The organism is uncultured Paraglaciecola sp., from assembly GCF_943787955.1.
In the GTDB taxonomy this organism is placed as follows: Bacteria; Pseudomonadota; Gammaproteobacteria; order Enterobacterales; family Alteromonadaceae; genus Paraglaciecola.
Genome location: NZ_CALSOK010000015.1, coordinates 26,102 through 47,739, shown reverse-complemented (window position 1 = coordinate 47,739; position 21,638 = coordinate 26,102). Strand labels below are relative to the sequence as shown.

Genomic DNA, 21,638 nt, shown 5'->3' with positions numbered 1-21,638 from the left:
ACTGGATAATTAAGCATCTTAACTAACCACTATCAGTAGATAATTAACGCAGCAAGCTGAGCCCAATCAATTTCACACATCGATATCGCTAAAGTGCTCAGAAAAGCGAACTATAGGCCACTGAAACCACGATGCTAATAGATGTATACCAAAGTATTAGAAGTGAAATGCCATTCAGCAATCTAAAACCTTAGATGCAGATGGCACTTTTATTATGTAAAAAATTGGTTAAGCGCGGCTTTTTTTCCATGCATTAAATAACAAATAAATACCGACAACAAAAAAAGGAATACTTAGTAGTTGTCCCGTGTTTATGAGCGTATCTGAGGCGTAAGCGGCTTGTTTGACTTTTACAAATTCGATGAGATATCTAGCGGTAAATACTAAACATAAAAAACCACCAAATACTGCACCTGATTGCTTTTTGATATTTGAAAAGCGGTATAACAATATCAATGCTATAAATATGCTCAAGTAAGATAATGACTCATAAAGCTGGGCTGGGTGCCGAGGCAGTAGGTCAATACGCGCAAATACCACGGCCCAAGGTACATCAGTCTGAATACCAATAATTTCAGAATTCATAAAATTAGCAAAACGCACAAAGAAGCCAAACAATGCGGTCGCAATAGCGAGTCTGTCTAATAACCACAAATATTTAACTTTATGTTTTCTTTGGAAAAAATATACCGCAATGATCACACCTAAACCACCCCCATGGCTGGCAAGACCTCCCTCCCATATAGCGAGTATTTTCAGTGGGTTACTAAAGTAAAACCCTGGGTCATAGAATAAACAATGACCAAGTCTAGCACCCACAATAATGCCGAAAACACAATACATCAAAAGTGAATCAAGTAATTCCAGTTTTATTTTTTCTTGTCGGAAAATCCATTTCATGACGTGCAAACCAGCTAAAATAGCTGTGGCAAATAAGGCACCATACCAATGTATTTTCAATCCCAAAAATTCAATTAATACTGGATTTACGTCCCAAGTAAAAAATTCCATTCAACCCACCTTACTGCTGTTCGTGTAACTAAAGAATATCAATATATTCTACCCAAATGACTTTTCAAACACGTGCTACTTTATCACTTAATCGCGTTTTTTGATGGCAAAGCGAGGCGGATGACCACTGATAACAACGTAATAAGCTAGTATGCATAACATTGAAAAGATGATCATACTGATGGAAATACTTTGCCATCCATCAAAAAAAAGTGTGTAAAGTAACATACCCACAACTATTATTGTGGGCGATGCGGTTAGTGCAATCATCACTCTGACATTAGCCGGTAGTGTGGGGCGAGATGTGTTTTGTTCAGTCAAAAAATTATCCTTCTGCTGTTATTGCTCGAGCTACTTTGGAGTTCGATTGTCTACCTAAGGCTTGCATCATTGTTAATCCTGCCTGAGTCAGCTGATTAAGATTGATACCTGTTTCGATATTCATACCATCGAGCATATAGATTAAATCTTCTGTGGCGACATTGCCAGAGGCACCTTTTGCATAAGGGCAGCCACCTAAACCTGATACCGCACTATCTATCACTGATATACCCTGTTGCAGGGCAACCAATATATTAGCCAATGCTTGGCCGAAGGTGTCATGAAAATGTATGGCTAGTTTATCTTCTGGGATATGGTTTAAAACGGCATCTAACATTTGTTGTGTTTTTACTGGCGTCCCTGCACCGATGGTATCGCCTAAGGACACTTCATAGCAGCCCATCTCGATTAACAGTTGACTAACCTCTACCACTTTTTGAGGGGCAATATAGCCTTCATAAGGACAACCCAATACACAAGATACATAACCCCGAACAGGAAGTTGATGCTTCTGCGCCAGCTCTATCACTGGTAAAAAGCGCTCAAGGCTTTCGGCGATAGAACAATTAATATTTTTTTGCGAAAAGGCCTCTGACGCGGCACCAAAAATAGCCACTTCGTCAGCTTTTGCCTCGATGGCTGCCTCCATACCTTGTAAATTAGGAGTGAGCGCTGTGTACCGTACATTATGTTGTCGTTTAATGTGCTGGAACACAGCAGCACTGTCAGCCATTTGTGGGACCCACTTAGGTGATACAAAACTTCCGGTTTCTATCACACTACAACCTGCTGCAGCTAATTGTTCGACTAATGCAACCTTGGCCGCTAAGGACACTAAACCTTGCTCATTTTGTAAACCGTCTCTTGGGCCTACTTCGACTATTTTGACCGACTTAGGTAACATTCTTAGATGACTCTTTGTTAGTTTTTTTGGGTTGTATAACTTGAACAGTTTGAAAAGTCAGTAATTCGGCACCGCCATCTACCAACTCACCTGTTTTAAAATAAAATTCACTGACGCTACCAGTGGCAGGGGCTTTTAGACTGTGTTCCATTTTCATGGCTTCCATCACCATTAAGGTTTGACCTAGTTTAACTTGCTCACCTGGTTCGACTAAAATAGCGACCACGGTGCCGTTCATAGGCGCGATAAATCCCGCGTCGGCATTATTGTCTTGGGTATTACCTATATCAGCCTGTAATGATTTAAATCGGATGACCTTACCATGACAAAATACCGAGTGGCCATCTTGATGGGCGTTAACAATGGCGAGTGTTTTGTGACCATTGATGGTGGATATGAGCTGGTTTTTTTCAATCACACCTGCGCACTGATAGTCTTGCTGGTCGACGTTGATATGAAACACACTTTGGCTGCCAGTTTTTGATTGGCTGAAGGCTTTTGATTGGCTGAAGGCTCCTGAGTGACTAACGGCTCCTGATTGACTCACTTGTACTGAAAAAGTGTTGTCGCCAACCATTAATTCTAGGTTTTGGAGGTGTTGCTCATTCGCTCGCCACGCATTACTCGACGACCAAGGTGAATATGGGTCTTGAACATTTGACGCGCTGTTTTGTTGACTACTGAGCATCAAATACAATACAGCTATGGGTAATAAATTCTTGATATCTTGCTTATCATTAAGCAGTAACAAGTCATGATTTTTTTCTATAAAACCAGTGTCAATTTGCTCAGACTTAAAGGGACCACTACTGGCTAAGTTATACAAAAAATCAATATTTGTGACGACACCGTCAATATGATATTCGGTCAAGGCTTTGGTTAATCTTGCTAGGGCTTTGTCTCGGTTTTCGTCCCAAACAATTAATTTTGCGATCATCGGGTCATAAAAGATAGAGACTTCATCACCTTGAACCACACCCGTATCTACGCGAACATGCCCCGATTCAACGGGTGGATGCAGTAGAGATAATCGGCCGGTTGCGGGTAGGAAATCATTATGTGGATCTTCAGCATAAATTCTTGCTTCAAAAGCATGACCATTAATTTTTAGGGCATCTTGTGGCAATGGCAAGGGTTCGTTGTTGGCGACTCGCAGTTGCCATTCAACTAAATCCTGTCCAGTGATCATTTCAGTGACGGGATGTTCGACCTGTAAACGGGTATTCATTTCCATAAAATAGAATTGTCCATCACTGTCTAATAAAAACTCTACTGTGCCAGCTCCGGCGTAATGGATGGCTTTTGCTGCTTTTAATGCGGCTTCGCCCATTTGGGTTCGTAGTTCTTCGGTCATGCCAAAAGCAGGGGCTTCTTCTATGATTTTTTGATGGCGACGTTGTACCGAGCAGTCGCGCTCAAACAAATAGACGCCATCGCCAAAGTTATCACAGAAAATTTGGATTTCAACGTGACGAGGTGCGGTGAGGTATTTTTCGACTAACATCAAATCATCGTTAAAGCTCGACATCGCCTCACGTTTTGCGGCTGCTAACGCATCGTCAAATTCGCTACTTGTCCATACTTGGCGCATGCCTTTACCACCCCCACCGGCAGCCGCTTTGAGCAATACAGGGTAGCCCATTTTGTCAGCATGGGACTTTAACCCCTCGACACTTTGGTCGTTACCATGATATCCAGGTACTAATGGCACCTTGGCAAGCTCCATTATATTTTTGGCTGCCGATTTTGAACCCATAGCCTCAATAGCGCTGACAGGAGGACCGACAAAGACAATATTATGTTGCTTACACAAATTAGCAAAGATGGCGTTTTCTGATAAAAATCCATAACCAGGATGAATTGCATCAGCACCCACTTTAAGGGCGATTTGAATGATTTTTTCAGCTTGCAGATAACTCTCTTTAGAGGGAGAGGGGCCAACATGAAATGCTTCGTCAGCCATTTTTACATGTAAGGCTTGTTGGTCGGCATCTGAATACAAGGCAACGGTTAATATACCCATACGTTTAGCTGTTTTGATGATGCGGCAACTAATTTCTCCGCGATTAGCAATCAACAATTTAGTGAACATGGTTTACTCCGTTATCCTTTTATCCAGTTGGCTCGGCGTTTCTGTAAAAACGCATTGAGGCCTTCTTGACCTTCGTCAGACACCCTAAGCTCGGCAATTTTCTCACTAGTTGTCGCTAAAAGTGCATCAGATATAGGTTTATTCTGAACGTCAAAAATAAGCTGTTTGGCTGCTCGAATTGCTGCAGGTGAGTTTTTAAGAATATGCTCAATTAAGTTCTCAATGGTGCTGTCTAACTCTTCCTCTACCACGGCTTCACTAAGTAAGCCTAGACGTCTGGCACGGCGCGCAGAAAATACTTCGGCTGTGGTAAAATAACGCCTAGCGACTCTTGCGCCTATGGCATCAATCACATATGGACTAATGGTGGCTGGGGCCAATCCAAGCTTTACCTCACTTAAACAAAACTTACTTAACTTGCTACCAATGGCCATATCGCAACAAGCAACCAGACCCACGGCACCGCCAAAAGCAGCACCTTGCACTTTAGCTATAGTGGGTTTATCAAGAGTATTAAGGATGAAAAACATCCTGGCTAAGGCATTGGCATCAGCCAAGTTCTGCTCATAGCTATACATTGCGATGCGCTGCATCCAGTTTAAATCGGCGCCAGCACTAAAGCTTTTTCCCACTGCTGCCAATATCATGACCCGAATATCATTATTCTGATCAACGCGGCTAAATATGTCGGTTAGTTGCAGGATCAACTTATCGTCAAAAGCATTATGGATCTCAGGCTGATTTAAGGTGACGGTGGCGACACCTCTCTCATCTATTTCAAATAAAACGTTATCGGTTTGATTCATTATATTCTCATCCTTACATTCTAAAGACGCCAAACCGGGTGTCCTCTATAGGTTTATTTAAACTTGCTGAAATACATAGGCCTAGCACCTGACGTGTGTCAGCTGGATCTATTACACCGTCGTCCCACAAACGCGCTGAAGCATAATATGGATGACCTTGGGTTTCGTAGGTATCAATAATGGGTTGTTTGAACTGTGTTTCTTGTTCTGCACTCCATTGCTCATTGCTTCGCTCTTTTTGTTCGCGTTTGACTTGCGCCAGTACACCGGCTGCTTGTTCACCGCCCATCACAGATATACGGGCATTAGGCCACATAAACATAAAACGTGGATCATAGGCGCGGCCACACATGCCGTAATTACCTGCACCAAAACTCCCCCCAATCAAAATGGTAAATTTAGGTACTTTAGCGCACGCTACAGCGGTCACCATTTTTGCGCCATGTTTTGCTATGCCGCCTGCTTCGTATTGTTTGCCCACCATAAAACCAGTAATGTTCTGTAGAAATACTAAGGGGATTTTACGCTGTGCGCAGAGCTCAATAAAATGTGCGCCTTTTTGTGCCGACTCTGAAAATAAAATACCGTTGTTGGCGACAATGCCCACCGGGTAACCAAAAATCCTGGCAAAACCACAGATCAATGTTTGACCATACAACGCTTTGAATTCATCAAATTCTGAGCCATCTACCACGCGTGTAATCACTTCTCTCACATCATAGGGTTGGCGTTTATCTTTTGGGATAACCCCATAAATTTCGTCATTTGCATAAGCTGGCTCAACAGGCTCGCGCACATCAAGTTCAATTGATTTTGTACGGTTTAGTCTGGCGATTACGTCTCTGGCAATTTTTAATGCGTGATGGTCGTTGTTGGCTAAATGATCGACCACTCCTGATGTACGACAATGCACATCGCCCCCCCCTAAGTCTTGTGCACTGACCACTTCACCTGTGGCCGCTTTCACTAAAGGAGGACCGCCAAGAAAAATGGTGCCTTGGTCTTTCACAATAATAGACTCGTCAGCCATGGCCGGCACGTAAGCGCCTCCCGCGGTACATGAGCCCATTACCACAGCAATTTGGGGGATGTTTTGCGCTGATAAGTTAGCTTGATTGAAAAATATTCGGCCAAAATGTTCTCTGTCAGGAAACACTTCATCTTGACGAGGCAAATTGGCCCCACCTGAGTCGACTAAATAGATACAAGGCAAATTATTTTGTTCTGCTATGGTTTGGGCCCGTAAGTGCTTTTTCACTGTTAACGGGTAATAACTCCCCCCTTTTACGGTCGCATCGTTGGCTACTATCATACATTCGATGCCAGATACACGGCCTATGCCCGCAATCACCCCCGCTGCAGGTACATTGTCTTCATACACTCGGTATGCAGCAAACTGTGACAATTCTAAAAATGGCGACCCAGGGTCAAGCAGGGTATTGATCCTCTCCCTTGGAAGCAGTTTTCCTCGACCAATATGCCTTTGGTTCGCATTGTCGCCACCGCCATTTTTGATTGTCGCAATTTTATCTTTTAGGTCGTCTACTTGCACTTGCATATGAAGTGCGTTAACCATAAATTCTTGGCTTTTAGTATTTAGCTTACTGATGATTTTCGGCACAGTACTGCTCCAGTTATTTGCTGTAGGAGATTTTAAAACAAGCTTTTAAATAAGCCATTTAAGCGGACTCTTTAAACAACTCTCGACCAATCAACATTCTACGAATTTCAGACGTCCCCGCGCCAATTTCATACAACTTGGCATCTCGTAATAAACGCCCCGCTGGAAATTCGTTGATGTAGCCATTGCCTCCTAGAAGCTGAATCGCGTCTAAAGCCATTTTTGTCGCCAGCTCTGCAGAATAAAGGATTGCGCCTGCTGAATCTTTACGGGTGGTCTCACCTCTGTCACATGAACGTGCCACGGTATAAACATAAGCTCTTGCAGCGTTCATTTGGGTGTACATATCAGCTACTTTGCCTTGAACCAATTGAAACTCACCAATCGATTGTCCAAACTGTTTACGGTCATGGATATAAGGCACGACTAAGTCCATACACGCTTGCATGATACCCAGCGGTCCTCCGGATAGAACGACACGTTCGTAATCCAAACCACTCATCAACACTCTTGCGCCACTGCCTTCTTGGCCTAGTATGTTTTCTTGTGGCACCTCACAGTCTTGAAAAACCAGTTCGCAGGTATTGGACGAGCGCATCCCTAATTTGTCCAACTTCTGCGCTTGGGTAAATCCTGGCGTACCGCGTTCAACGATAAATGCGGTCATGCCTTTGGCACCTGCAGATACATCGGTTTTGGCATACACTACGAAGGTATGCGCATCAGGACCATTGGTGATCCACATTTTGCTGCCATTTAACACATACACATCGCCGCGTTTGTCAGCACGCAGTTTCATGCTAACAACATCTGAACCTGCGTTTGGCTCACTCATCGCTAAGGCGCCGATATGTTCACCGCTGACTAACTTGGGTAAGTAGGTGTGTTTCTGTGCATCGCTGCCGTTTTTGTGGATTTGATTAACACATAAATTTGAATGTGCGCCGTAACTTAACCCCATACCTGCTGAAGCACGGCTGACTTCTTCCATTGCAATAACGTGGGCCAAATAGCCCATATCAGAACCGCCGTATTGTTCACCAACCGTCACGCCTAACAGCCCCATTGCACCTAGTTTTGGCCATAACTCATTAGGAAAACTATTATTTTTGTCTGCCTTGTCGGCTAAGGGAGCGATTTCACCTTGGGCGAAGTTATATACATGGTCACGCAACATATCGATATCTTCACCGAGACCAAAATTTAACGTTGGATAGAGGGCATTCATGCGGTTTGTCCTTGCTTTAAGGTATTGAGCGTTAAGGCATTGAGTTCTTCTTGGCAGCGGGCTTCAACGTCTTCTAGTTCAGCCTTTAGCATTTCAATGTCTTCTAATTGTTGTTGCATATGAGCACGTTTTTCATCGGTCATTTTGAGCATTGCTTCTAGCTGTACTTTTGAATTTTGGTGACTGTCGTACAGATCAAATAAGGTTTTGGTTTCTGCTAAGGAAAATCCTAAACGTTTACCACGTAAAATCAGTTTTAAACGAACCTGATCTTTTTTCATATAAATACGGTTTTGGCCAACACGAGTTGGGCTTAATAAACCTTGCTCTTCATAAAATCGAATAGAGCGCGGGGTAATGTCCATTGATTTGGCTAGTTCGCCTATGCTGAAAGTTTGTTCACTCATTTTTCTCTCACGTCAGTATGTTCCATATTTGTTGGTAGTCGTTATTAAAGTTTACGTTTACGTTTACGTAAACTAAAACTCAATGTAAAGTGTTATGGTTTTAAAATCAATATTGTAAAGCGTATATTGACTAAGTCAGTCATTGTGATGACAGTCAAAGCGTGCAAATTCCTGTACGCCAGTGGCTAATAAAATAGTAAATAGAGCAAAATCTAGGAGTTTTCATGTCTGATAATACAATTGTAATTGTGTCTGCAAAGCGCACCCCTTTAGGTGGGTTTATGGGGAATTTGTCGCCTATGACGGCTACAGAAATAGGGGCCAGTGCTATTCAAGCTGCAATGGAAGCCACCCTAGACTCATCTATGCTATTGTCACATATCGATGAAGTGATCATGGGCTGTGTGTTGCCAGCAGGTTTAGGGCAATCTCCAGCCAGACAAGCTTCGTTAAAAGCAGGTTTACCCTTAGCCACTGGCGTAACAACTATTAACAAAGTGTGTGGCTCAGGTATGAAAGCCCTTATGTTGGCTCATGATTTGATCAAAGCGGGCACGGCACAAGCGATAGTTGCGGGGGGGATGGAAAGTATGAGCAATGCCCCTTATTTATTGCCAAAAGCCCGTGCTGGTTATCGCATGGGGCATGGACAAGTACTAGATCACATGATGCTTGATGGCTTGGAAAACGCCTACGATGGGCAAGCTATGGGATGTTTTGCCCAAGCAACAGCCGATGCTGAAGGCATAACTCGTGAACAAATGGATGAATTTGCTTTAGCCAGTTTACAAAAGGCTAACAGTGCTCAAGATGCGGGGTTGTTTGCTGATGAAATCACCCCAGTTACTGTTAAAAGTCGTAAAGACGAGTTGTTAGTTGCTAGCGATGATGGCCCGATACAAGCCAAACCAGAGAAAATACCGACATTACGCCCAGCATTTAAAAAAGGCGGAACAGTGACTGCTGCCAACTCAAGTTCTATTTCTGATGGTGCGGCTGCTTTGTTGGTTATGTCTGCTAGTAAAGCCCAAGCTTTAGGTTTAACGCCTTTAGCCAAAATTGTTGCCCATAGTTCCCATGCCATTGAGCCAGAGAATTTCACCGTTGCTCCAGTGGGCGCCATGGAAAAATTATTTGATAAAACGGGCTGGTCTCATGAAGATGTCGATTTATTCGAAATTAATGAAGCCTTTGCTATGGTCACTATGTTGGCCATTAAAAAGCTAGGGTTAAACCCAGATAAGGTTAACATTAAAGGCGGGGCCTGTGCCCTTGGGCATCCTATTGGCGCATCTGGTGCAAGAATTATTGTCACCTTATTACATGCCCTTAAACAAAATAATCTGAAAAGAGGTATTGCGGCATTGTGCATCGGTGGGGGTGAAGCTACTGCAATTGCGGTTGAAATGATCTAATCTCACTATTGGTTTAGCTTGTTTAGAAGCAGTGTTAGTTTTAACACTGCTTTTTTCATTAAGGAAATCGACTGTTTTGAATGGGTTACTCACATTCACCCTGAGCATCCTCTCGCTCACTGTTATCGCTTCGCAACTCGTCATCGTATTTCCAAAGGTATAGAGCAATGTTGCCTACTAAAAGTCACCGCATTGCCATTTAGACACGCAGGTCAGCAAATAGACTATGGAGAAGACCCTCTGCAATTCGCCTTGCTTTGGCGAGCTAAAAAGGCGACTAACGTTATAAAGCTTGATAATAAACAGCAAAATCCGCTGGTTACGATATGGTTAACCCGAGTTAGCAGCCATTACACGTCAACACCTCTATTTTAAAAGGCGATAAAGACAATATCGTAGCAGCATTTAAGTTAGACAAGTTTAGGCGTAAGATCATTATGTTAGAAAATATGGGGTATTTTGACTGGATCCACCCTGGTTCTTAGGCGGCAGATTCAAGTCTGAAGTGCATAACACCTAGACCCAACAATTAAACGGATTAGTAAAATGAATTTTGATGAGATTATTACCTTAGATAAAGCGGATCCTTTAGCTAAAAAACGCCAAGAGTTCGACCTGCCAGCGAACACCATCTACCTAGATGGTAATTCATTAGGCGCGTTACCTAAAGTGGTCAAATCAAGAGTGGCAGAGGTGGTTAGTCAGCAATGGGGAAATGACTTAATAAAAAGTTGGAATAGCCATAGCTGGATTGATTTACCGATTAAAGTGGGCGAAAAAATAGCGCCCATTATCGGCGCGGGCCAAGGCCAAGTAATTTGTTGTGACTCTATATCTGTGAATTTATTTAAGCTGTTATGCAGTGCCTTTAAACTTAATTCAGAGCGAACAGTGGTGTTGTCCACCAAAGATAATTTTCCCACTGACTTATATATGGTGCAAGGGTTGAGTGATTTATTAGGACCCGACTTATGTCAACTTCAGATGGTTGAAGAGCAAGACATACAGCAAAGTTTAACGGAGTCCGTAGCTGCATTATTGCTCACCCAAGTGAATTTTCGTACTGGTAGGTTATTGGATATGGCAAAGCTAACTCAGCTTGCCCATGACAAAGGTGTTTTAGTTATTTGGGATTTAGCCCATAGCGCTGGCGCGTTGCCTGTGGAACTAGATAAATGTGAGGTAGACTTTGCTGTGGGGTGTGGTTACAAATATCTAAATGGTGGGCCAGGCTCACCGGCTTTTTTATACGTGGCCAAACGTCATCAACAAGCGGTTAAACAACCCTTATCTGGCTGGATGGGGCATGCAAAACCTTTTGCTTTCGACGCTCAATACCACCCTTCCCTTAATATTAACCAATTTCAGTGTGGTACGCCTAGTGTGATATCTATGAGTGCCTTGGATGCAGCGCTTGATGTATGGCAAGACGTGGATATGTTGCAGATTAGAAATAAGTCTGAAGCGTTAGCAGCTGTATTCACTAAGCTTATTAACATGAATGAATGTTTGCATGAATTAATTTTATGTTCACCTGATAATGCCCATCAAAGAGGCAGCCAGTTGGCCTTCTCTCATGATGCTGCATTTTCAATTTGCCAAGCTTTAATTGAAAAAGGTGTAATAGCTGATTTTCGTGCGCCCAATATATTGCGCTTTGGTTTTACACCACTTTATACCTCGTTTGAAGACATATGGAAGGCCGTGACAACCTTGGTCGATATTGTAGATAGTGAGTTATATAAAAACCCACGTTTTAATATTGCTCTCAAAGTTACTTAGATTTAGTGCTAAGTAACTTTGAACGATGGTTTTTGCTACCTTTTAAATTTTGATAGATGGTTTATGCAGCTAACAATATAGTGATTATCACCGGTGTGAACCGAGGAATTGATGCAGCAATTGCTAAAATTATTTTGCAAAATAAGGTAATGTCATATGTATCAATTTATTAACGGATGATACTGCTGGAGAGCAATAAAAGAGAGCATTTTCAAATGTTTCATTCTGAGACTCTATGCTTCAAAAGATTGCAAAATAAAACTATTATTCGAAGTAAGCAGACCAAATGTTAGGTTACCTGAATGTAGTGATTAATCATGTTGGAATATAAAAAAACTGTGTCAACTTGATGAAATCGACTAACAAAGGGTTAGTTTAGTATTGAGATCTCAATGTGATACATTGTTTTACATGCCTGAACTACCTGCAAAGGCATATTGTTAGATAAAAATATAATAAAATTTGATTAGCAAGGAGTGTAATTTAGCTGCAACCCAATCGGAATTGAATGTGAGAAACTTATGGGATATATTTCTGTCTATAAATACACATACAAGTATAGATTATCAACAGAGTATTTAATTATGAATGGCCGGTTTTAAAAGTTATGAATAGCTATCTCACTTGCTAGAGAAAAGCGATTATCATATTTTGAGCTGAATGCGTTGTTCTTCCTATCCTAGTTATGCACTTATTATTTGAATCCAAGACCTTATTTAGGCATGGTGTTACTTTTTTTCATTATTACTTGTGAGTTAAGAGCTGCATAGCAATTATAAAATTTTCTGACGCTTCGTGTTGTGAAAAGAGACTATACGTTACAGGCAAGCCACTTTGCTTGGCACTTAAGAACATATTGTAGGCTTATTGGGGAGGATTAAAAGCAAAGCAAGATTAAATATAAAAATTGACTTGCATCAATCAGAGAAATGACAAAGTAGGGCAGTCAATGTAAGTAAAACGCCTGCATAGAATAATTTTGAGTAATAGCAAACGTGCAAATATTCAGTAAATACTATGTTAGCTCATATATCAAAATAGCTATTTATGCACAGTCATATCGTGGTTATTTGGATTTTGTAATGATGGAGCAGATTAAGCTCAAATTAACTGAAAAATAAGGTACGAGGATAACTATGAATAAGAAACATGTGAAGCATGCTATATGCTTAAGTGCCGCTATCGCATCTAATTTCGCCAATATTAGCATCGCTAATGCTGGGGGCGAAATTAGTTACAATGCAGGAATTGTGAGCCAATATCTTTGGCGTGGCTTCAACCTAAATAATGAAAAAATAGCGGTGCAAGGTGGTGTAGACTTTGAGCATGAAAACGGAATTTACGCTGGCATATGGGCTTCACAGTATGATTTCGGTGATGACGATGATGGTATTGAAACTGATTTGTATGGCGGCTATGCTTTTAGCCTTAATGATAGTTTTTGGCTTGATTTTTCAGTCACACGTTACCAATATTCAGGCGATTCTGATGCTAGTCTTGAGTGGAAAGCAGGGATAGGCCACGAATTTTTCACACTAAATTATCATCGTGATCAAGACTTAGATACGAAATATTTAGAGCTCAATTCAAGCTTCCCCCTAAATGATACGTGGACCATTAATGGTCATGCAGGCAATAACAATGATGGACAAGAAAACTACTATGATTATTCTGTTTTTGTGAATTTCGCCCTGAGCGAAAATATTGAGTGGTCTGGTGGCTATTCAGATCATGAATTTGATGAAAAAGGTTCGGAAGGAACTTTTTTCTTCAGTCTAAATGCTTCGTTTTAGATAAAAAATTGTTTCCGAATGGGTAGTGTGATGTAGCATTGTGAAACTCGCTGCAGCTGCTTTTTAGTCTATCCTTAATGCTTGTTATCTCACTCGTAAAGGGATGACTAAATTTGTAAGTTTACAACATTTCATTAGCGGCTAATGTCTACTCATGGCTGCTTGCGAAATTTGACTATAAACAGGCCACCTGTTTTTGCTGCTTCATGAGAGGCCTCAAAATTCAGGTTATAGGCGGCGGAATACGAAACCAATGTGCTATGAAGGTTGATAGAATTACAATATTGAAGTTGTGCCGGCTATATTACAGTCTGTGGGTCCTTGCCAGATGTTACATTATGCATACCACTTGTATACCAAGATAGTTAGCTTCATTTAAGTAAGAATGGCATAGGAGATTTTATACTCTGTTGGCTTGCCAATCTTTCTTCAATGGATCTTCACCTTCTCTTTGTCAAACACTGATTTTTCTTACATAGTCGACAAACATTATGTGATGTGTCAATGATTGCTTAATCAATTGAATATGGTCATTAAATTTAATATTTTATTATTGTTCTTTTAGAAATTTATTTAATGTGAAAACGTCTTGCAATAATTAATAGCATATAAGTTTTGTTTCTGACATAAGGGTATTTAAAAAACCGACTAAAGAATCGATTTCAAAGTTATTTAGTTCTAATGGTTTGATTAATTTATCAATACTTTCCATTTTATCGCCACCAGGATTGTAGAATTTGACTGTTTCCCTCTGCGTCAGATTAGTTGTCACATCAAAAATATTTAATTAAATAGAGAGTGATAAGTAATATGCTATGCAGATTTTGATAGCGTAAAATTTGATAGTGATGTTTAACGTTGCTGTGTGCTAAAAACTGTAAAGAGAGTGATTTTAAATGCAAAAATTACAATCTAAAAACAATAAATAATATTGTCCTTTATAAATTTATTCCTTTTTGTATGAAAATTTAAATGAATGTTTTAATTCTAGGATTTTATGTTACTGAAGATAATGATGGATATGTTGAGACAATTTACAAAATTAAAAATAGTGATATCGGTGTTTTAAAATTTGGCTTGTGAGAAATACAACCTCATCATTTAGCATTTTTTTAAAATGAGTTTTAAAAATCACACCGCAGATATCGTCGCCTTAGAATTTTGACAGCTGAATTTCGGGCTTTTTTATCTCAAACATTATCTTTTTTTAATGTGATCTTCCCCCAATTTTATAGACACTTAGCTTGCCTGTGAATACATGATTTCATATTCATCTGGAGACACATGGCCAAGATGGCTATGCAGTCGAGTTCGATTGTAAAATACTTCTATGTAATCAAACAAATCTGCTTTGGCTTCACTTCGGGTTGCGTTCACTTTTCGCTTTACACGTTCAGTCTTGAGCGAGTGGAAAAAACTTTCTGCAACAGCATTATCCAGACAAATGTCCTCGTCTGCTCATACTCGGAGTCAGATTATGCGCTTTTAGGAAATCTCGATAATCACCGCTTGCATATTGGCTCCCTTGATCGCTATGAACAATCACCTGTGTTGCTTTGGGTCGTCGCCATACGGCCATGAGCAGCGCTTTAATCACAATATCTGATGTCATAGTCGGTTGCATTGACCAACCAATCACTTTGCGTGAGAACAAGTCCAATACGACAGCCAGATACAACCATCCCTCATAAGTCTTGATGTAAGTAATATCTCCAACCCAAGCGGTATCAGTCTCGCACACAACAAATTGCTGCTGTAGATGGTTATCTGCTGCAATATGAGGCGTAGAAGGCTTAAAGTAGCGCCGTTTATAACCAATATTAGCTCTGAGTTTGGCTTGCTTCATCAACTTAGCCACACGGTTTTCACCGCATGTTTCACCCGAACGACGCAGCTCATGTGTGATGCGTGGACTGCCATACACACCGCCACTTTGCACATAACTGGCTTTAATCTGTTCAAGCAATCGTACATTGTCTTTTTCCGCATTAGATTGAGGCTTGTTCTGGTCAAGTCCAACCGGACACTTTTCTAAAGGAGTTTTCAAATTCAATTGGCGATTGATCCAAATTAGCTGAATGTAGTCGCTCAACATTATAATATTTCATGTACCTAGCAACATCTTCTCGCATATGTGTTCGAGTGGGCTGCGGTACTTTAAACAACCAATCATGCTTTAAACTTCCAAAGAAGCGCTCCACAACAGCATTATCCCAGCAAGCTCCAACATCTCCCATACTAGCTCGACACTCTAATCGCGACAGTAGATTTCTAAAGCCTTTACTCGTGTACTGAGAGCCTCTGTCACTGTGAAACACCAAACCTTTTGGTGGTTTGCGTAAATTATGAGCCTTTGTCAGTGCTTGCTCGACCAAATCACGCGTCATGCGTTTTGATATATGCCAACCTACAATCCGGCGTGAATACAAATCCATGACAATGGCTAAGTACAACCAGCCCTCACCAGTCTTTAAATAGGACACATCACCCGCCCAAATTTGATTGGGTCCAACAGGATTGAAATTCATATTTAGCAAGTTGTCAGCCACAGCATCACTGTGTTTGCGCTTGGTTGTCACTTTATAAGCTATTCGCTGAGTCACAACTAATTTAAGCCGTTCCATTAACTTAATGGCGCGATACCGCGTTATTTCAAAGCCTTCTTTGCGTAGTGCTTTAGCAAGCTCTCTGCTGCCTAAACTGTTTCGACTTGCCTTGAATAATGCTTTGGCTCGTCGATACAGTCTTAGCATTTGAGCGCTAATGAGTTCACCAGGTTTTTTTAGCCATGCGTAGTATGCTGACGAACTCACTTCCATCACTTTACAAGCGACTGACACAGGATACTTAGCATCAAGCTCACTTATAAAAGAATATCTTACTTCATTTCTTTCGCGAAGAAGGCACTTGCCTTTTTTAGGATTTCACGCTCCATTTGTAGACGTTTACTATCTTTCCTGAGTTGAATTAACTCTGCTCGTTCATCGCCAGACAACACGTCACCTAGTGCCTGTTTCTTATGCTTAGCTACCCAGTTGTAAAGTAGTTTGTCTGTCACACCTAAAGATGCAGCAGCTTGTACGATTGGATAGTCTTGCTCTATTACCAGAGCGACCGCTTCTTGTTTAAATTCTGCGGGATAATGTTTATTTGTTCGTTTAGTCATATTCACCTCAATTAACAGGATTATAATCCTTTATTGAAGTGTCCGGTTAATTCAACCACAACAGCTCTTTCAACCAGGCGTAAAAACCACTGCGGTGGACATTTAACACCTTGCACATAGTGTTAACGCGGTAAACATGGAGTCGTGATTTTATGAACGTGTACTTTTCTTTGACTCGCTTGCAAAGTACACGGCGGCCTCCTTTAGGATGTTACGCTCTTCTGTCAGGCGTTTGACCTCTGCCTTAAGCTGGCGTATTTCTTCTTGCTCTGCGGATTGACTGGCGGGTACTTTCGCCTTACTCACCCAGTAGTAGAGTGACTTATCGGATATACCTAAACGCTTAGAAACGTCAGGTACGGAATAGCCTTTTTCAACCACTTGGCGAACGGCTTCTTGTTTAAATTCATCGGGATATTTTTTATTCATAACACTTTTTACCTTACTTCGGTTTCTAAGTAAAAAGTGTCTACAGTTTCAGGGGAAGATCACAGTTTTTATCAGATCCGTTTTTCAGGCCCAGTAGCAAGTACGCCATTCCCATCTTGTACCTCTATATTTCTAAAGTCATTAAACAGCTTTCCCAAGGTCGTGTTTGAGCCATCTATGTTTAAGAACCCAGAGTATTAAAAATGTTGAATGAACACCATTAATACTTCTGAGCACCAATGAATGGAAAGTCCAATGCTGCTGTCTAAAAGTTACTTGAATTTAAAGTGGCTAAGTAGGTTTTCAAGCTTTTGATTGGCAATCGTCTTATCCGCTTTGGGCACGCGTGTCTGTACCAGTAAAAAACGATTATTCTGATAAGTTAGCACTTGTTTTATCCAGTACGTTTCGCCAGCAACGTTCACATAGGCTGTGGTTGCTAACGCAGATATTTTGTCTAATTTAGCTGCTTCATTGGCGAGTATTTCGATGTCTTCTGGTGAAGTTCCACTTGATATTAAAAGTTCAGCTAGCGGGTTAATGGTTGTGTTTTCACTAGCGCCATGGCTTATTACCACTGAACTTTTTCCAGAGCTGTCTGATAGTGGCTGCATGACTACTGAATTGCGAAAACGTTTCGTTATGTTGTACTCAGGGATTTCAGTTAGTGTAAAAGGTAGCCCTGTAAATAGGCGTAGCTTATTTTCGACATTTACAGCGAGGCTGTTTACCGATTTATAAATTGCTTGCCTATGACTTTTATTGGCACTTTCGGGGTAACTGGCTTCAACAACAACCGAAGATAGTTCGTCACCGCATATTAATAATTGCTTATCAAAAACAGTGCCTGCCACTATCTGTTTCAGTTCCACAAGGTGACAAACAGCGTTAGCTACATTAATTTCTTGCTTGTCAATAAGCTGCAAATTTCTGAGGGCCAGATTTTCTTTGTTTAAACCTGCTAGGTATTCTTGGTTAGACACTTCAACTTCATACACTTTAATTCTCGAAAAGCTCTCTGGTTGCACAAATCCATAATGCTCAGGGGTGAGATTAAAACCTATGGGAGGTTTAAGGCTAACCTGAAAGCCATCATTGAGAACGAATCTTTGAGCTTGAATCGGCTCTGCAGGTTGTGCTGCCTCTATCGATTGGCGCAACAAAGTAGTGTCGCAAGCAGACAACCATACACCAACGAGTGCTACAAATAACTTTTTGAATAGCATGCTTTAAATTTCACCTTTAATCAGAAGTTTTGCTCTATAGGCATAAATCTATCATATAAATTTATCAACATCGCTACAACACTGCTACAACAGAGCAATGACCAGTTTTAGGATCTTATTCGGGCACCGCTACTGTATTGTATGCTATGTATGACGATAAAGGTATTACAGCCACTGCCAGCGCAACCATTTCATATGGAGTAAATGATGACAGAGGCGCTATAGGTAAAGCAATGGTTATTGTCAACCTGATGGTAATACTAAATCAAGCCCCAGTTGCACAGAATGATACTGCGAGTAAACACGATCAAACGTCAATAACGTTTAATGTGTTAGCTAATGATCCAAATCCAGATGATGATGAACTTATCTTAGTAAGTGCAACTTCAACTAATGGCAATGTTATTACAAACAGCAAAGTTGTATATATACTGTTTCAGATGGTTTTGCTGAAGTCAGCACATTCTTAACGTCAGCATATTAAACGCGCATTTTAAAACAAGTTAACGCTAAAGGTGGTAGTTTCTTTGGCTTGTTTATATTATTATGGATAAGTTCACTTATCTAACGTTTAAGTAGTGGTTTAGGCAACACATGTTGTATAAATAATCGCGAATTAAAGTAGAGTAATTAGCTAAAAAGGTGGTCGGATTTTGTAGACCACTGCATTGGGAGTAATAAAATGTTTTTTATAGCCAGAAAACTCACGTCTTTTTCCTTAAAGGTAACGCTTATCATGTTACTTCACTCCACTGTACTGGCTTATGCCGCTGAGGAAGAGGGCATGCTTGAGCCTTATGAGCTCAATATGCGCATGTTACAACACAAACGACAGCTTGAACTCAATAGTACCCCCAGAGAGCCATTGCTTGTGATGCATAAAAGTGGGTATTTAGATGTGACTGCATTTGATAATTATGACGAGTTTGTTATTACCGTTACCAATCAGCAGGGGTTCACAAAACAAGTCAAAAACAGTACCGGTAGTGTCGACATATATAACTTAAACTTACCTAACGACGGTAAATACGAGTACGAAATATTGGCAATGAAATTCACCGGTGAAGTCATAGCCGATGTCATGAATAACGGTAGGGGCCTGAACGCATCAACCAATATAGCCATTACGCAAAAAACTAGCGGTCACTTTATCACCAAAAACAACCAGATTTTAGTACCAGAGACGCGACTTGAACAACGGCCCGAAATGTTTCCTGGTAAACCACAACAGCCACCTGTTAATCGTTCATTCTTTGGGAGAGAAAAATAATGAAACTAAAAAATAAAATCATCCCCAGTGTTTTATGCGCAGCCTTTTCTCTTCCATTCACTAGCGCCATTGCTGACGTGGTACACCAAGACGATGTTATAGTTGTTGGAAGCTTGTGTGCAGGCTTTGACTGCGTTAACGGTGAAAACTTCGGCTTTGACACTCTTCGCATGAAGGAAAACAACCTCAGAATAAAATTCATAGATACCAGCACCAGTAGTAGTTTCCCCACAAATGACTGGCAAATCACCATAAACGATAGTGCTAACGGCGGTGTTAACAAATTCTCCATTGAGGATATTGACGGCGGTACTACCCCCTTTACTATTTTGGCATCAGCGCCTAATGACAGCCTCTATATTAGCTCTAATGGCAACATTGGCTTAGGCACCTCAACCCCACTGGTGGACCTTAGCATCAAAACCGGTAATACCCCCACATTACGCCTTGAGCAAAGTATCAGTTCAGGTTTTGCTGAACAAATCTGGGATGTGGGTGGCAATGAATCTAACTTTTTTATCCGGGATGTCAGTAACGGTTCAACGCTTCCGTTCAGGATCGTACCAAGCGCACCAAATGGCAGTATTCATATTGCCGCTGATGGTGACGTAGGCTTTGAAACTACCACGCCAGATGGCCAATTCGACGTTGCACACTCTGCTGACGCCAATAACCATGCATTTTTAATTGGTACAGACAGTGCGGTTGGCGTCAATATCGATAATGGTCAGATCCCAAAAGGTTTATTCGATGTGCAAACCACCGGTGGTGTTTCAAGGTTTACGGTTGAAGCTGATGGGGATGTGGGTGTTGGTACAAACACACCGTCGGGTCGGTTTGAAGTTAAAAGCTTGGACGGAGTCAATAGTTACTTCAATATTGACGATTCAGGGGATATGGGTATTGGGACTAATGCACCGAATAAAACGTTGCACTTGGAAAGGAGTGATGGTCTGACGGGAATGTTAATCAAAGAAGCTAGCATTGTAAAAGATAATACTAGAGTGCTTCTTCAGCTAGAAAATAACGGTTCAGCAAAAATAAACCTCGTTGATTCGAGTACTGATAGCTCTGCTAATTGGATTATTGCGACCACATCTAGTGAGCTTGTTTTTAACGAAAAAACCTTCAATAATGCACCTGAATTTTCTATGGGAGAAAATGGAGATCTATTTGTAAGGGGAGACGTTACAGCAAATAATGTATTATTGACGTCTGACAGAAATATGAAAGAAAATTTCCAACATATAGATACCGTAAATGTTCTGCAAAAAATAGCTAAACTGGAAGTATTGCGTTGGAACTATAAATTAGATGACGATAGCAACCAGCATATTGGGCCGATGGCTCAAGACTTTAGCTCTCTATTTGGGTTAGGCGATAGTGACCAACATATCTCATCAATTGATTTAACGGGTGTAACACTAGCTGCGATCAAAGCTTTAAATTCGATTGTTGAAGTTCAAAAAGAACAAATCGATAAATTGGAAGAAAAAATTGAAAGCTTAAGAAAAAAAAATAATTCAGATTGATTTTATTTGAACATAAATGTTTATTTATTCATATTCCCAAAACAGGCGGAAATAGTATTCAGAATATACTGAATACTTTTTCAGAGGATGATATCGTAACATTTGAACATCATCAGGATGGGATTGAACGTTTCGAGGTTAGAAATAAGGAATATAACATAACCAAACATTCAGCATATACAGACTATCAGCAGCAACTTAAGTTATCAGATTTCTCTCTGTTATTTAAATTTGCTGTTATTAGAAATCCTTGGGATAGATTAATATCTTACTATTTTTCGCCACACAGAAATGTCAGTATTTGGAGTAGAGAAGAGTTCATAGAGCTGGTTCATAATGTAAAACCGATAAGGCATTATATTTGTCCAAAAAATTGTAAAGACAAGCTTGATTCACACATTGATTTTTTAGCTAGATTTGAATTTTTAGAAGATGATTTAGTCAATATATCTCAGATAATTAATATTGATTTTAAAAATCTTCCACACCGAAATAAGTCAATAAGAAGAGATTACAGAAGCTACTATGATGACCAATTAAGGAAACTAGTTTTTAATAAATTCAAGGAAGAGATAGAATTTGGTGATTATCAGTTCTAATGATAGATGCCGTGTAAATTAAAATATTTAATATTC

General features: G+C 40.6%; 18 protein-coding genes and 2 pseudogenes. 8 read left to right on the top strand and 12 right to left on the bottom strand.

Translation table 11 applies throughout. From position 1 onward, the window contains the following. Positions 1-228: 228 nt before the first annotated feature. The 8 genes from lgt to Q0Y52_RS14540 all read right to left on the bottom strand — a co-directional run bounded on the left by lgt (position 229) and on the right by Q0Y52_RS14540 (position 8,390). Positions 229-1,011, bottom strand: coding sequence for a prolipoprotein diacylglyceryl transferase (gene lgt, locus Q0Y52_RS14575; RefSeq protein WP_297822790.1), 783 nt, complete (start codon positions 1,009-1,011; stop codon positions 229-231). Positions 1,012-1,098: 87 nt separating this feature from the next. Next, on the bottom strand, positions 1,099-1,332 hold the full coding sequence (locus tag Q0Y52_RS14570; protein WP_297822787.1) for a hypothetical protein: 234 nt from the start codon (positions 1,330-1,332) through the stop codon (positions 1,099-1,101). 4 nt (positions 1,333-1,336) lie between these two features. Continuing rightward, positions 1,337-2,236, bottom strand: coding sequence for a hydroxymethylglutaryl-CoA lyase (locus tag Q0Y52_RS14565; protein WP_297822784.1), 900 nt, complete (start codon positions 2,234-2,236; stop codon positions 1,337-1,339). Next, positions 2,226-4,328: an acetyl/propionyl/methylcrotonyl-CoA carboxylase subunit alpha gene (locus Q0Y52_RS14560; RefSeq protein ID WP_297822781.1), complete on the bottom strand. Its 2,103-nt coding sequence runs from the start codon at positions 4,326-4,328 to the stop codon at positions 2,226-2,228. Before Q0Y52_RS14560 ends, Q0Y52_RS14565 begins: the two co-directional genes overlap by 11 nt. Before the next feature lie 11 nt (positions 4,329-4,339). Further along, a complete protein-coding gene (locus Q0Y52_RS14555) occupies positions 4,340-5,134 on the bottom strand; it encodes an enoyl-CoA hydratase/isomerase family protein (RefSeq protein WP_297822779.1) in 795 nt (264 codons plus the stop codon). Positions 5,135-5,147: 13 nt separating this feature from the next. After that, complete coding sequence (locus Q0Y52_RS14550; protein ID WP_297822776.1) at positions 5,148-6,755, bottom strand: carboxyl transferase domain-containing protein; 1,608 nt, start codon at positions 6,753-6,755, stop codon at positions 5,148-5,150. Positions 6,756-6,813: 58 nt separating this feature from the next. Beyond that, positions 6,814-7,983 carry an isovaleryl-CoA dehydrogenase gene (locus Q0Y52_RS14545; RefSeq protein ID WP_297822773.1) on the bottom strand — a complete coding sequence of 390 codons (1,170 nt, stop codon included), beginning with the start codon at positions 7,981-7,983 and terminating at the stop codon, positions 6,814-6,816. After that, complete coding sequence (locus Q0Y52_RS14540) at positions 7,980-8,390, bottom strand: MerR family DNA-binding transcriptional regulator (RefSeq protein ID WP_297822771.1); 411 nt, start codon at positions 8,388-8,390, stop codon at positions 7,980-7,982. Before Q0Y52_RS14540 ends, Q0Y52_RS14545 begins: the two co-directional genes overlap by 4 nt. A gap of 224 nt (positions 8,391-8,614) precedes the next feature. Here Q0Y52_RS14540 and Q0Y52_RS14535 point away from each other — a divergent pair, with 224 nt between their 5' ends. From Q0Y52_RS14535 to Q0Y52_RS14520, 4 genes are all read left to right on the top strand, one after another. Continuing rightward, complete coding sequence (locus Q0Y52_RS14535; protein ID WP_297822770.1) at positions 8,615-9,805, top strand: thiolase family protein; 1,191 nt, start codon at positions 8,615-8,617, stop codon at positions 9,803-9,805. Between the two features lie 18 nt (positions 9,806-9,823). Further along, positions 9,824-10,180, top strand: a complete 357-nt coding sequence (locus Q0Y52_RS14530; RefSeq protein WP_297822767.1) for a hypothetical protein — start codon at positions 9,824-9,826, stop codon at positions 10,178-10,180. 171 nt (positions 10,181-10,351) lie between these two features. After that, complete coding sequence (gene kynU, locus Q0Y52_RS14525; RefSeq protein ID WP_297822765.1) at positions 10,352-11,587, top strand: kynureninase; 1,236 nt, start codon at positions 10,352-10,354, stop codon at positions 11,585-11,587. Between the two features lie 1,136 nt (positions 11,588-12,723). Further along, on the top strand, positions 12,724-13,380 hold the full coding sequence (locus Q0Y52_RS14520) for a TorF family putative porin (RefSeq protein WP_297822763.1): 657 nt from the start codon (positions 12,724-12,726) through the stop codon (positions 13,378-13,380). 1,314 nt (positions 13,381-14,694) lie between these two features. Here the strand turns inward: Q0Y52_RS14520 and Q0Y52_RS14515 are convergent. The 4 genes and pseudogenes from Q0Y52_RS14515 to Q0Y52_RS14500 all read right to left on the bottom strand — a co-directional run. Beyond that, positions 14,695-15,385: pseudogene (locus Q0Y52_RS14515) on the bottom strand (IS3 family transposase); the annotation flags it as partial. A gap of 4 nt (positions 15,386-15,389) precedes the next feature. Continuing rightward, a protein-coding gene (locus tag Q0Y52_RS14510; protein WP_297817961.1) for an IS3 family transposase occupies positions 15,390-16,546 on the bottom strand; the annotation gives its coding sequence in 2 pieces (ribosomal slippage) (positions 15,390-16,300 and positions 16,300-16,546; 1,158 coding nt in all). Between the two features lie 58 nt (positions 16,547-16,604). Continuing rightward, a pseudogene (locus Q0Y52_RS14505) lies at positions 16,605-16,975 on the bottom strand (transposase); the annotation flags it as partial. 272 nt (positions 16,976-17,247) lie between these two features. Continuing rightward, a complete protein-coding gene (locus Q0Y52_RS14500) occupies positions 17,248-18,201 on the bottom strand; it encodes a hypothetical protein (RefSeq protein WP_297822761.1) in 954 nt (317 codons plus the stop codon). A gap of 146 nt (positions 18,202-18,347) precedes the next feature. Here Q0Y52_RS14500 and Q0Y52_RS14495 point away from each other — a divergent pair, with 146 nt between their 5' ends. From Q0Y52_RS14495 to Q0Y52_RS14480, 4 genes are all read left to right on the top strand, one after another. After that, on the top strand, positions 18,348-18,671 hold the full coding sequence (locus Q0Y52_RS14495; RefSeq protein ID WP_297822759.1) for an Ig-like domain-containing protein: 324 nt from the start codon (positions 18,348-18,350) through the stop codon (positions 18,669-18,671). Between the two features lie 212 nt (positions 18,672-18,883). Beyond that, positions 18,884-19,471, top strand: a complete 588-nt coding sequence (locus tag Q0Y52_RS14490) for a hypothetical protein (protein WP_297822756.1) — start codon at positions 18,884-18,886, stop codon at positions 19,469-19,471. Next, positions 19,471-21,003 carry a tail fiber domain-containing protein gene (locus tag Q0Y52_RS14485; RefSeq protein WP_297822754.1) on the top strand — a complete coding sequence of 511 codons (1,533 nt, stop codon included), beginning with the start codon at positions 19,471-19,473 and terminating at the stop codon, positions 21,001-21,003. Before Q0Y52_RS14490 ends, Q0Y52_RS14485 begins: the two co-directional genes overlap by 1 nt. After that, positions 21,000-21,602, top strand: coding sequence for a sulfotransferase family 2 domain-containing protein (locus Q0Y52_RS14480; protein WP_297822752.1), 603 nt, complete (start codon positions 21,000-21,002; stop codon positions 21,600-21,602). Before Q0Y52_RS14485 ends, Q0Y52_RS14480 begins: the two co-directional genes overlap by 4 nt. Positions 21,603-21,638 lie beyond the last annotated feature (36 nt).

What these genes read in the sequence shown, in the direction of transcription:
- lgt (WP_297822790.1), bottom strand. Translation starts at nt 1,011, where the DNA reads ATGGAATTTTTTACTTGGGACGTAAATCCAGTATTAATTGAATTTTTG.
- Q0Y52_RS14495 (WP_297822759.1), top strand. Translation starts at nt 18,348, where the DNA reads ATGTATGACGATAAAGGTATTACAGCCACTGCCAGCGCAACCATTTCA.
- Q0Y52_RS14555 (WP_297822779.1), bottom strand. Translation starts at nt 5,134, where the DNA reads ATGAATCAAACCGATAACGTTTTATTTGAAATAGATGAGAGAGGTGTC.
- Q0Y52_RS14560 (WP_297822781.1), bottom strand. Translation starts at nt 4,328, where the DNA reads ATGTTCACTAAATTGTTGATTGCTAATCGCGGAGAAATTAGTTGCCGC.
- Q0Y52_RS14545 (WP_297822773.1), bottom strand. Translation starts at nt 7,983, where the DNA reads ATGAATGCCCTCTATCCAACGTTAAATTTTGGTCTCGGTGAAGATATC.
- Q0Y52_RS14490 (WP_297822756.1), top strand. Translation starts at nt 18,884, where the DNA reads ATGTTTTTTATAGCCAGAAAACTCACGTCTTTTTCCTTAAAGGTAACG.
- Q0Y52_RS14540 (WP_297822771.1), bottom strand. Translation starts at nt 8,390, where the DNA reads ATGAGTGAACAAACTTTCAGCATAGGCGAACTAGCCAAATCAATGGAC.
- kynU (WP_297822765.1), top strand. Translation starts at nt 10,352, where the DNA reads ATGAATTTTGATGAGATTATTACCTTAGATAAAGCGGATCCTTTAGCT.
- Q0Y52_RS14500 (WP_297822761.1), bottom strand. Translation starts at nt 18,201, where the DNA reads ATGCTATTCAAAAAGTTATTTGTAGCACTCGTTGGTGTATGGTTGTCT.
- Q0Y52_RS14520 (WP_297822763.1), top strand. Translation starts at nt 12,724, where the DNA reads ATGAATAAGAAACATGTGAAGCATGCTATATGCTTAAGTGCCGCTATC.
- Q0Y52_RS14565 (WP_297822784.1), bottom strand. Translation starts at nt 2,236, where the DNA reads ATGTTACCTAAGTCGGTCAAAATAGTCGAAGTAGGCCCAAGAGACGGT.
- Q0Y52_RS14535 (WP_297822770.1), top strand. Translation starts at nt 8,615, where the DNA reads ATGTCTGATAATACAATTGTAATTGTGTCTGCAAAGCGCACCCCTTTA.
- Q0Y52_RS14485 (WP_297822754.1), top strand. Translation starts at nt 19,471, where the DNA reads ATGAAACTAAAAAATAAAATCATCCCCAGTGTTTTATGCGCAGCCTTT.